This is a genomic window from Paenibacillus glycinis (assembly GCF_009909185.1).
Classification (GTDB): Bacteria; Bacillota; Bacilli; order Paenibacillales; family Paenibacillaceae; genus Paenibacillus_Z; species Paenibacillus_Z glycinis.
This window is the reverse complement of record NZ_JAAAMV010000001.1, coordinates 893,962-904,834: the sequence shown is the minus strand read 5'-3', so window position 1 is coordinate 904,834 and position 10,873 is coordinate 893,962. Positions and strand designations below refer to the sequence as shown.

The 10,873-nt window shown below is 47.0% G+C and carries 11 protein-coding genes; 7 read left to right on the top strand and 4 right to left on the bottom strand.

Annotated elements, in window-relative coordinates:
* The first annotated feature begins 221 nt into the window (after positions 1-221).
* The 3 genes from GT019_RS04015 to GT019_RS04005 are packed head-to-tail and all read left to right on the top strand — an operon-like array spanning position 222 to position 3,255.
* Positions 222-1,373, top strand: coding sequence for a HupE/UreJ family protein (locus tag GT019_RS04015; protein WP_161741409.1), 1,152 nt, complete (start codon positions 222-224; stop codon positions 1,371-1,373).
* A 22-nt stretch (positions 1,374-1,395) separates the two neighbouring features.
* Positions 1,396-2,676: a tetratricopeptide repeat protein gene (locus GT019_RS04010; protein WP_161741407.1), complete on the top strand. Its 1,281-nt coding sequence runs from the start codon at positions 1,396-1,398 to the stop codon at positions 2,674-2,676.
* Positions 2,677-2,706: 30 nt separating this feature from the next.
* Positions 2,707-3,255: a HupE/UreJ family protein gene (locus GT019_RS04005; RefSeq protein WP_161741405.1), complete on the top strand. Its 549-nt coding sequence runs from the start codon at positions 2,707-2,709 to the stop codon at positions 3,253-3,255.
* On the opposite strand, the gene GT019_RS04000 is transcribed toward GT019_RS04005, so the two are convergent.
* Positions 3,188-4,615, bottom strand: a complete 1,428-nt coding sequence (locus GT019_RS04000) for a peptide ABC transporter substrate-binding protein (protein ID WP_161741403.1) — start codon at positions 4,613-4,615, stop codon at positions 3,188-3,190. The genes GT019_RS04005 and GT019_RS04000 overlap by 68 nt on opposite strands.
* Positions 4,616-5,115: 500 nt before the next feature.
* On the opposite strand from GT019_RS04000, the gene GT019_RS03995 reads away from it, so the two are divergent.
* Positions 5,116-5,835 carry a hypothetical protein gene (locus GT019_RS03995; protein ID WP_161741401.1) on the top strand — a complete coding sequence of 240 codons (720 nt, stop codon included), beginning with the start codon at positions 5,116-5,118 and terminating at the stop codon, positions 5,833-5,835.
* 148 nt (positions 5,836-5,983) lie between these two features.
* Here the strand turns inward: GT019_RS03995 and GT019_RS03990 are convergent, their stop codons facing one another.
* Positions 5,984-6,814: a helix-turn-helix transcriptional regulator gene (locus GT019_RS03990; RefSeq protein WP_161741399.1), complete on the bottom strand. Its 831-nt coding sequence runs from the start codon at positions 6,812-6,814 to the stop codon at positions 5,984-5,986.
* Between the two features lie 118 nt (positions 6,815-6,932).
* Here GT019_RS03990 and GT019_RS03985 point away from each other — a divergent pair, with 118 nt between their 5' ends.
* The 3 genes from GT019_RS03985 (at position 6,933) to GT019_RS03975 (ending at position 9,910) form a co-directional block, all read left to right on the top strand.
* Positions 6,933-7,775: an NAD-dependent epimerase/dehydratase family protein gene (locus GT019_RS03985; protein WP_161741397.1), complete on the top strand. Its 843-nt coding sequence runs from the start codon at positions 6,933-6,935 to the stop codon at positions 7,773-7,775.
* A gap of 161 nt (positions 7,776-7,936) precedes the next feature.
* Positions 7,937-8,722, top strand: a complete 786-nt coding sequence (locus GT019_RS03980) for a hypothetical protein (RefSeq protein ID WP_161741395.1) — start codon at positions 7,937-7,939, stop codon at positions 8,720-8,722.
* Between the two features lie 150 nt (positions 8,723-8,872).
* Positions 8,873-9,910, top strand: a complete 1,038-nt coding sequence (locus GT019_RS03975; protein ID WP_161741393.1) for a Gfo/Idh/MocA family protein — start codon at positions 8,873-8,875, stop codon at positions 9,908-9,910.
* Positions 9,911-10,004: 94 nt separating this feature from the next.
* Here GT019_RS03975 and GT019_RS32250 read toward each other — a convergent pair whose 3' ends face one another.
* Together GT019_RS32250 and GT019_RS03965 are read right to left on the bottom strand one after the other, a co-directional pair.
* The gene (locus tag GT019_RS32250; RefSeq protein ID WP_328803904.1) at positions 10,005-10,139 is read right to left on the bottom strand and encodes a CGNR zinc finger domain-containing protein; all 135 of its coding nucleotides are present in this window, start codon (positions 10,137-10,139) and stop codon (positions 10,005-10,007) included.
* Positions 10,140-10,275: 136 nt separating this feature from the next.
* Positions 10,276-10,431: a hypothetical protein gene (locus tag GT019_RS03965; protein ID WP_161741391.1), complete on the bottom strand. Its 156-nt coding sequence runs from the start codon at positions 10,429-10,431 to the stop codon at positions 10,276-10,278.
* Positions 10,432-10,873 lie beyond the last annotated feature (442 nt).

Here is a 10,873-nt window from a genome sequence, read left to right as displayed (position 1 = left end):
TCCGCCATTTCTTTATTCCTGTGGCATGGTTGCTTTCAATCGTGCTACATCTCAGTTTTTACGAGAAAACAACATAACTTTTATGTTCGCCATACATACCTTTCATATAATTAATTGGTTAATAATCAATTCAGTCTGGTTTCCGTACTGCCAAGAGGTCAAGGGTCGGAGTGTTTCTTTCGGCCATGGCATAGCTTACAGAAGAAAAGAGTGCATTGTGAATGCTTATACAAGGGTACAAAAAACTAGCGGCATTGATCCTGGTCCTCGTCTTATTACTTTGCGGAGTGACCCCCGCGTTTGCTCACGACATGTATCTAGGAAGCTCCAAATGGGCCTTTGGCAAAGATCGTATTCTGTCTACAATCGAGCTCGACCCCGAGTTATTCCAGCAAATAAAAGGGATCAAGGAACTTGGATTTGACCTGGACCATCTGACTGATGACCAGCTCCATGAAATGACAACCAAGGTCATCCAACCCTATATCAACGAGAAGCTATCGGTTTCCATCAATGACCGCTCATATCCAGAAAAGGTGGTTAAAATTGAGCGGGAAGGTACAACGTGGATAATATGGCTGAAAGTAAGTGATCTGGATTTTAATTGGCAAAAAAATAAGGTGAAAATTGCTTATCATCTATTATTTGAAGAAACCAATAATCAACATGCGAATATTGGCTATATTTATTATACCGATGCCGATGACGATTCGGTGCAAGCGGTCTTCGATAAGACTCCGCCGGATTTGCAAAACATATTCGATTCCAACAATACTGTATGGGATTTCTCTGATAAAACCGCGGCAATTGTGGCTGATATCGCCACTTATGTAGGACTCGGCATCATACATTTCCTAACCGGGTATGATCACATCGCGTTCTTGCTTGCTTTAATCGTGATCGGTTTATCCACAAGGGAAACCATAAAAATCATCGCGACATTTACTGTGGCGCACAGCATTACTTTGCTGCTGGCGGCCATGCATGTTGTCAATCTGAACCCGAAGTATGTCGGAAGCGTCATTGCGCTTTCCATCTGTTATATCGCGGCGGAAAACCTCTTGTCAAAACAGGTCAATTATCGATTGCTGTTCACCTTTATGTTCGGGCTGGTTCATGGATTCGGTTTTGCCAGTGTCCTTCAGGAATATGTCGCAAACAAATCGAATCTTGTTCGCTCGGTGGTTTCGTTCAATGTCGGCGTAGAAGTTGGACAACTGTTGATCTTATTAGTCACGCTGCCTCTGCTTTACTTGATAAAGAAAAAGTTCTCTCTCAGAAGAGTAACCATCGTAACATCCGCGGCCATTTTTATCGTTGGTTTCGTCTGGTTCGTCGATCGGCTATTCAATTTGCAACTGGTCCCATTCTAAGCAAGCAGGAAGCGAGAAATCCATGAAGAAGAATCGTGCAACTTATTTCTTTGCAATCATCATGATGATAGGCATGGTCTTCATTATGATTTCTGGTACCTGTATGGCGCAAAGCAGTTCTGCCGTTAACGAACAGGAATACCGTACGGAAGCGAACCAGCTCTTAGCCGCTAAAAATTATAAGCAGGCGGCAACGGTCTTGGAGGAACTGTTGGCCAAGAATCCGGACCTTAATGACGAGATCGTGTACAAGCAGTTAACGCATATTTACGACGATTACCTATTTGATTTCGATAAGGCATTGAGCTTTTATACGATGTATCTCAACCATTTCCCGAACGGTACATTTTCCAAAGACTTTCGGGACAGAATGGCATATCTCGAGGAGAGACGTTCCGAATGGCAAGCATTGCGGGATTTCAGAAGCGTTCAGTCAGAGGAAGACAATATTTCCATTCAGGATAGGCTGGCGAAAGTCGAAACGATTCTTTCAAAGAATGAAAACGCATCGATAGCGCCCGAAATGCATATCTACTTGGCTAACAAATATTTTGAAGCCGCCGAATATCAAGCCGCAAGCGAGCATGCGAAAAGCTATATAGACAGCTTTGGCAAGGTAAGCATGACCGATACTGACCAAGCCTTGGCTTTGCGGTTGTATGCCGACATCCTCGTGAAGCAACATCATTTTAGCAAGGCTATTCGGGCCTTGGATCAGGCAATAGCATTGGCAGGTCCGGAAGAAAACTTTAATTATGCCGTGAAAAAAAGCGAAATCATAAACCATCGGAACATGATGGTTGGCTTTATCTGTTGTCTTATCTATTATCTTGCCGTAGTCGGTTTGCTTTTTCCGGTTAAATTTTGGAGATCCTTCCATGCAAGCAATGTCTTCGATCGACTTGTCAAGCCTATTTTGCTTCTGGCCCTGGTTTCGCTTGGCCCTGTTTTAATCCTGAAGATCATGCAAGAGCCGGAAGCGGACCCGCGGTTTTTCTTTTGGCTGTCGGGCTTGTCGGTCCTCTCCATAATCCTTATCCAGCTTCTTGCTCCGCTGTCACGAAAAACTGGCAGATTGGTTTTCATATCGATGAGTGGTCTGCATATGGCCGCCGCGTTGTTCATGGTTTATTACCTGACTGTTTACAGCGGAAAGAAAATCATCATGAACACTGCAATAGAGGCAGATGTAGATCCATTGAGTTCCGCATTCATCCTCTTGCTATGGAGTTCAGCTATTGTAACTGTACTCATCTATATGATTAATAGTTTTGTTTTTTCAAAAGCAAAAGGAAATGACTGATCTTTCGAAATTTTGGGAGGGTTCACGGAAATGATTTCTGCATTCCTTTCGTTCTTCAGGTTAGGCATAGAACATATTTTAACGGGTTATGACCATTTGTTATTTATTTTCTCGCTGTTGATTGCGAGGCAAACGATTAAACAATACGCGTCGGTTATTACGGCATTTACCATCGCGCACTGTTTAACGTTGACCTTAACCGTGCTCGACATTATTGACGTGCCGTCTAGTATCGTGGAACCGGCGATTGCCCTTAGCATCTGCTATGTCGCGATTGAAAATATTTTCAAAAAAGACGTGAGAAAACGCTGGATGATTACGTTTGTATTTGGTTTAATTCACGGCATGGGGTTCGCCGATTTATTGAAAGGCATGAATCTGGCAAAAAACTCTCTCGCTATTAATATCTTTAGTTTCAATTTGGGGATCGAGGTTGCCCAGCTTGGGATTCTCGCAATATTGTTGCCTGTTCTCTTCTTTATTCATAAACGGAAGTATTCCGTGCGAGTCGTCAATGTATGTTCAGCGATCGCTTTTGTATTAGGCGGCTTGTGGTTAACCGAACGAATATTCTTTTAAGAGCCCCGGACGTAGGCAGATCCGTGACGAAGGTATCGGAATCTACAGAAGCAAACAATTCCACAATGATTGCTGCTGCATTCACTTGATCCGTACCAGGTTTTTTCATTTTTCCGTCAGGACGTCGGGTGAATAGTAATCGACTGACGATCGTGCAGCTGGGCCTGATCCCGCTATAGGTTTCCATGAAAAGCAGAAGCACCGCGTAATTCGCGGTGCTTCTGCGCGTTATTTTTCTTGGTTCAAACCTCGCATACTGAACGCTGCCGTCGAGTCCAGTCTTTACGCCCTTCACGTACGGCTTGCTGAGCACGTCGGATACGTAATAATACAGAGGCAAGATGACCATTTGATCGATCAGCAATTTCTCCGCCTTCGCGTACAGCAGCGTGCGCGCAATTGGATCGTACGTGAATCGGGCCTGATTCATGTACTTGTCGTGATGCCGGCCTCTTTCATGCCTTCCGCGAGCAATTGCTTCGCTTTCTTCGGAGAAGTAAGCGGTATCCGGCACTTCGGACCGAAAATCACCCTTGGCTCCGGCAATGCTCGGTGGAATAATCCCGAAAGCCGGCGATCCGAACCCAAGCTCCTTCCGGCTCACGGCAAGCGAAAGCGCTTTGCGAATTTTCGCGTTGTTGAAAGGCGCCTCGGTCAGGTTGAACTGGTAGTAGTAACTGGCGCCGAGCGGAAAAGATTTGTAATCGCTAAGCAGAGTCTCGCGGTCGACGCTTTGAAGATCTGGCGTCTCGATGCCGCCGATCCAATCGTAATCGCCTTTCAAGTACCTTTCCGTCGGCATTTGCGTGCCATATCCCAAGCTCCTATCGCCGATCATCCGCACTTCGGAGAACGAGATTTCGTTCGCGGCATAGTACGAAAGGTTTTTTTCCAGCACGATGGCATCGTCCGTCCAGGATTTCAGGGTGAACGGGCCGTTTGTCACCATCGTTTCCGGATCCTCGGCCCAATCCGGATGCTGCTTCGCGTTCGCCGCATTCACGGGATCGAACGTCATCCAGGACAGCATTTGCAAGAACGCGGGCGTCGAACGGGTCAGCGTCATGCGGAGCAGCTGGTCGTTGATCGCCTTGACGCCGATTTTGGAAGCGTCCTTGATCGATCCGGCGTGATAGGCTTCCGCATTGGCCAGCACATAGAGCTGATACGCATATGCGGCTTGCGACGAGGGAGAGAGGGTTTTTTTCCAGGCGTATTCGAAATCGCCGGCTTTGACCGGCTGACCGTTACTCCATGTCGCGCCTGCGCGCAGCTTGAAATCGTACGTTCTCCCGTCGCCCGACATTTTCCAGGATTCCGCCATGCCCGGGACGACTTTTCCGTATTGGTTCTCGCGCACCAATCAATCCTTCGAACAAGCCGTTAAGCGCCGTTTCGGTCACGCCATCCTCCGCGAGGTTGGGATCGAGCCGTTCCGGTATAACGATACTCGCGATTCGAAAAATCTGTTCTTCTTTGGCCGCGGATAACGGACTTTGGTTTGTCAGCAGCAGGCCGGCCGCGATCGGCAGCGCAAACAATGCTTTCCAAAATGCCACGATTCTGCTCCTTCTCTAGTGCGATGATAGCTGCCTCCGTATAAGTATAAGCCAGATAGGAGGTGGCAACAAAACGAAATTCCGGTAAACGCAAAGTCATAGTAGGCAGCCGAGAATGCCTGCTAGGCGTCATGAGAAAAGGATATGGTATACTAACTTTACTGTAACGGGTTTTTCCAGCATCTGCGCTCTAAAATACTGATCGGCTGCTGGTTAGCGCCTGGTCACGATGAGGCAGTTTCGCAAAGAACGTAAGTTGCCAAGCTCACCATAGAGGGTTTTTCCTAAAAGGAGGGCGATGATGAAGAGACAACGGAAGGTCAAAAAGACCCTGCTGCAAAAGCTTACGAAAAAGATTCATTCGCTGACGGCGCCAAAGCGTGTCCCGCGAAAACGAAATCGCACACGAAAAAATGGAAGTCCTAATACACCGCGCCCTGCAGCAGGATCAAGAGAGTGGGATAAATTAGAAAATGAATTATCTCGGAAAATGACAGCAGACATGCAGAAGATGAAACAAGAGATGGAGCAGGATCTCCTTCAAAAATTAACAACAACGATTATTAAACCGGATGAAGGTTCTTCTACAAGCAGCAGCTATGAAGGACAAAAGAAAAGAGCTGTAAAAAAAGAACCTCCAAAGCAATCGCAAAAATTGTCCAGATCCACATATTATTCTTTTCTGAAGGTTCTTGTTTTATCGGACCTTCTTGGAAAGAAAGTCGTTGTTGGGTATGAAGTGTTAGATAACAGCAGCCAAGAAATCTGGGGAATAGATATTCATGAAGGAGCCAGCTTGTGCAGGGCAAAGAGGATCGTGGATACCAAACTTAAAAGCCGTAAAGTAGATGAGGAGCGGCAATATTACCTTGTGCATATGAAGGATGAGACGCTTTACTATTCTGATGAGTATGCTAAAGAAGCAATTAAACGCGGTAAAATAGCTGTAAGTAACCATACGGCCGACCTGGCTAAGGCCATTAAGTTTGCTGTCGAGTTAGGATACGGACCCTCTCGGTGACACGGTGACAGAAGCATCAGAAGCATCCCTAAACCGGTTTCTCTCTGTCACCGAGAGGTAAAGCAAGCCTAAGGCGCGGTAGTTTTTTGCCAAAACGCGCAATCACAGTTCTTGAGTGATGTCCCTAACGCAAGTCACAAGTGACTTATCAATCCTCCCGAGCACTCATTAAACTTCGCAAACGCGCAGCCGTATCCGTTGAAGCTGCATAAATCATGATCTTTAGATCCGGATTGGTCGGAAGCTGCAAGGTCACATGTTCAAACTCCATCTCTCCGATACGAGGATCGTATCTCCGTTTGTGGCGATCCGTTATGGCCTGAACGTCATGTAACGGCCATATCTCGCGAAACAGCTGGCTGGTCTGCATGAATTCCTCAATAAGTTCCTTAAACCTCGTATCATGAGGGAAGCGTGCGTAATCCGCGCGAAAGTGAGCAATCAAGACTTGTGCTCTGGTTTCCCAATCCTCTATGTTCGAACCTAGCTTAGCGTCCGTCAAAAGACGTCTCATCCAATTAGGTCTCTGGTGCAAAGAAAATGACGGTAAACGGAAAACTAACTCGGCTGCTTTGTTCCATAACAGCAAATCCCAGTACCTTCCAATCACGAATGCCGGATTCGGATCAAGAGCCCGTATCGTCCGTTCCAAACCTGCATTTAATTGCTGGTCTTCTTCTACCACTTCCTGTCGTACCGGTCTTGCAAGAAGATGGAGATGGTGACGTTCATCCTCAGTCAATCGCAGCGCTTTTGCGATGTTATTTAGTACATCCTCTGAGGGATTGACATTTCTGCCTTGTTCTAAAGAGGTATACCATGATGCTCCAATATGGGCAAGCTGGGCTACTTCTTCCCTTCGAAGCCCCGCGGTCCGTCGTCGTCCGTAAGATACTAACCCTACATCTTCTGGCGTAAGACGACCTCTACGCGAACGCAAAAAATCGCCTAACGACATTCTGGAAGAAATCTCTTCCATTTATGACTCCTCCTTAACCTGACACTTCCAGTCATACGATAAACGCAGGAAGGATGCTAGTTGCACTTTCTATTATAATGCCCATAGAGCATCAAATAAAACGAAGGAGGATTTGAAAATGAACATTTTTGTAACTGGAGCCACAGGTAAAGTAGGAAGCCGTTTTGTTCCGCGTATGTTACAGCGCGGTCATCACGTTAAACTGTTGGTTAGGGACGCTGCAAAGGCGGACTGGCTTCACCAGCAAGGGGCTGAAGTTTTAGAAGGCGATCTTCTGCAGCCGGACGATTATGTCGACGCTCTCCGGGGCACCGATGTTGTGGTTCACTTGGCAGCACAGTTCCGTGGTGCAGACGAGAACACCGCCAGTATAGCAAACATCGATGGCAGCATAGCTTTAGCTCAAGCTGCGCTGGAGGCGGATGTGCCAAGGTTTATTTTTTCCAGCACCAATCATGTGTATGGTTCCGGGGAGCATTCGAGACCGAGCCGCGAAGATGACGAGTTGAAGCCCGCCTTTCCATATCCTCAAAGCAAAGCTGATGCCGAAGCGGCGCTGCTACGGCTTCATCGCGAACAGGGATTAGGACTGCGCATATTAAGGCTTCCGTTTGTCTATGGTGAGCACGATCCCCATATCACGGAAGTTCTGCCGTTATTGCGTAATTGGAATCCAGCCAAACGAATGCAAATGGCACACCATGCGGATGTAAGTCAAGCCCTGCTGCTCGCAGCTTCCACGCCGGGTATTGATGGCCGAATCTACAATGTTGCCGACGATGCGCCGATCTCCGTCGCGGAGTTGTTGCAGCTGCATAATAGCGAAGTTTCGTCAGAAGCGCTGCAGCAAGATTTTGATCCATGGCATTTGATTGTCGATACATCGCGTATAAGAGACGAATTGCATTATCGACCGATTTACCCGTCGTTCTATTCGGCAAGAGATGCAGGTGCACTTTAACAAAATCGAAGGTACCCGAGCAGTCATTTGATTGGTCGAACTAAAGGGTTACGTTAGAGGTATGATGCGTTTTGAAAGGATTAACTTATTTGAATAGATACTAAAAATAAGGAAAAAATAACAAGGGATCATTTATCGAAAGGCAAAGAGGGTAACAAGGAATGAACAACTTCAGGAACAAATACAGAAATCGCTATTATCAAGCCAACTTTACGCCTTTCGGTACCATTCAACTTCATCAGCGAAATCCTCACATCGTTGCATTATGGTCCGTTGCTTTTCCCGGGTTTGGCCATTTCTTGGTCCATAAATTCATCACGGGCTTTGCCTTGTTTGGCTGGGGATTTTATATTAACCAGCTCGCTCATCTTAATACTGCAGTGATGTATTCGTTAAACGGCGATATCGCGCAAACGAAGGCTATTTTGGACGAAAGGTATATTTGCCTGTATGTTCCGCTTTATTTATTTGCCATATGGGACAGCTACCGGACTGCAGCCGATGAAAATATGATCCATCTATTGGCGAAACGGGAAAATGCCAAGTTCACGACATTCTCGATGAGCGCATTCTCATGCAACTTCATAAGCAAGAAAAAGCCATGGATCGCTTTCGTTTGGTCGATGGCTCTCCCAAGTCTTGGACAACTGTATATTCATCGCGTCATTGGCGCTTTTTTGATTCTGATGAACACCATCATCGTAATCTATAACTCGCACCTTGTTGAAGGCATTCACAATTGTTTGCTAGGGGACTTCTCGAGAGTCAGGGCAATCGTAGATGCGCAATGGACGCTATATTTTCCGGCGATTTATTTCTTCGGCATATATGACGCCTACTCCAATACGGTGGAATTAGCTAAACTATTCAGTTCGGAACAAGCGGATTTTTTGAAAAGGCACCATCAATCGCAAAATTTCGTACTGCATAAAGGAGATAAAATTTAAGGCGCGCCGGCCCTGCTTCTCCAAGCTGGACTGTCCCTGCTACAGCATTCGGAACGCTGGCTCCAGGATTATGATAAAGTGGTACTAGGGAACAAAACGAATAATGCGATGCGCACTAGCCGACAGCTCATTCGAGAGGGGATACCTGCGATGAAATTGAAAGTCGTACTCGTCGGAACGAAAGGCTGGGCCGACGCTCATGCCAAGGCGTATCAAGCAAGCGACGGCATGGAGCTTGTCGGGATATGCGGGCATTCGAATACGGAGAGATTGAAAGCGCTTGCGGATCGATATGCAATTGCTGCCCGATCATTGGATTTGGCTGCATTGCTGCAGGAGACGACCCCGGATATCGTAGACATTGTCAGCAGCGCCGACGCACGCCTCGAGCTGATCAAGGCGGCCGCCCGGTTTCCAAGCGTAAAGCTGATCAATATCGAGAAGCCGCTGGCGTTAACTCCGTCGGAAGCCTATGAAATCGAGGAGCTCTGCAACGCGAACGGCAAGCTGGCGCTGGTCAATCATCAACATAAATATTTGCCGGCATGGCGCAAGGCACAGCAGCTGCTGCGCGCCGGCGCGATCGGTGAAATCGAGTTTATTCGTGCCTCCACCAAGGTCAATATCATGGAGCAAGGCTCGCACCTGATCGATATGGTGATGTACTTTAACGACTTTAGTCCCGTCCGATGGGTGATGGGGCAGGCCGGTCCGTACGAGGGCAAGGACAGCTCTTCGATTGTTGCGCCCGACGAGGCGATGGCTTCGATTTTATTTTCCAACGGCGTCAGGGCTATCGTTGAATGCGGCGCGTTCGCGCGCTCGCTTCAAGGCGAAACGAATCCGTTTTATCATATCGGAGTGGATTTGTACGGCTCGGAAGGACACCTGAAGATCGCGCTCAATCAAACATTGGAAGTGAGAAATTACATCACGGGCGAGCATACGATCGAAAAATCGAGCTGGGATGATCATCATTTGGATGCTTTGATCGATTACATCGATTCCATTCCCGAATACATGGCGAATCCGCAGGCCGGTCACATCTGCGACCTGGCCCATGCGATGTTATCGTACCAAGTGATTATGGCGATCTATCATACTGCCGAATACGGCGGAAAGGTAGAATTGCCGCATCGGTTCGAGGACCGTATTATCGAGCAATTCGCCGTCGATGCAAACCGGTGAAAACTTTTTCGTTGCTATCGTCATATATCCATCTGAATCCGCCTTTTGCGCGGATTTTTTGTTTCAGTAAGCATTGCTTAAGTGACCGAACAGGTCACTTTTCTTTTTGATAAAATCGTCTGACTTTCGCACGATTGCCGCAATCGGCCATTGAACACCAGCGGCGGCTCCGGTTCCGGCTGGTGGCAGCTTGCGCAAGGTACTTCCATCTTGCTTGCGGCGGGCGAATCTTTGATTCGCGCAGATACGGATGTCAGCGATTTCCCGATGGCCCAAGCATTTTTACGGTCCGGGTACACGCAGGTTTCAACGCGCAAAGAGTTCAATTTGGAGCTTTCTAGCAACCGTCATCCGATCGCGCGGCTCTAATTTTCAATCGTCATGACCAACACTATGATGATCATGCCGATGGCGATCAGGTTGATCACCCGGAGCATCCACGTCGATTTTTTCCAAATCGTCAACAGCGATGCAACAATGAAAATCAACGTTACTACATTCCATATCCAAATTGCGTTCATGTAATCAGCCTCCGGAGTATAAACACTTATTTAGACAACGTGTTCTATTATTCAACCGTTCGTTTAAATTTTGAATCCGCGTACGGGTAAACCGGGCTATAAATAGTTTCAATAACTTATGCTGACCGGTTATGTGATAAGATTCTTCTTGTAGGCGGAACGATTCGAATCCATTCCTTACGTTCAACGAACACTAAACTATAGCCGCGTGGCCACCGGATAAAATTTTCTTTCTGCTAACCATCCGTTTATGGGCACTGATTTGTCTCAACAACGGCATGGCTTTTCGTGTCATGTTTACCGGAATGTGAAGTTTCTCGGATTGTAGAGAAATCCTCGTTTAACCATAAACGATGGATTTCTTTTTTTGCATTTTTTATGGCTGCGCTCGAAAACGCACGGTTCGGAGGCAAGCGTGCATCGACAAAGAGAAAGTATGAAA

Bases quoted from the DNA above. Each gene is read 5' to 3' on its own strand.
- GT019_RS04015 (WP_161741409.1), top strand. From the start codon at position 222: ATGCTTATACAAGGGTACAAAAAACTAGCGGCATTGATCCTGGTCCTC.
- GT019_RS04010 (WP_161741407.1), top strand. From the start codon at position 1,396: ATGAAGAAGAATCGTGCAACTTATTTCTTTGCAATCATCATGATGATA.
- GT019_RS04005 (WP_161741405.1), top strand. From the start codon at position 2,707: ATGATTTCTGCATTCCTTTCGTTCTTCAGGTTAGGCATAGAACATATT.
- GT019_RS03995 (WP_161741401.1), top strand. From the start codon at position 5,116: ATGAAGAGACAACGGAAGGTCAAAAAGACCCTGCTGCAAAAGCTTACG.
- GT019_RS03990 (WP_161741399.1), bottom strand. From the start codon at position 6,814: ATGGAAGAGATTTCTTCCAGAATGTCGTTAGGCGATTTTTTGCGTTCG.
- GT019_RS03985 (WP_161741397.1), top strand. From the start codon at position 6,933: ATGAACATTTTTGTAACTGGAGCCACAGGTAAAGTAGGAAGCCGTTTT.
- GT019_RS03980 (WP_161741395.1), top strand. From the start codon at position 7,937: ATGAACAACTTCAGGAACAAATACAGAAATCGCTATTATCAAGCCAAC.
- GT019_RS03975 (WP_161741393.1), top strand. From the start codon at position 8,873: ATGAAATTGAAAGTCGTACTCGTCGGAACGAAAGGCTGGGCCGACGCT.
- GT019_RS03965 (WP_161741391.1), bottom strand. From the start codon at position 10,431: ATGAACGCAATTTGGATATGGAATGTAGTAACGTTGATTTTCATTGTT.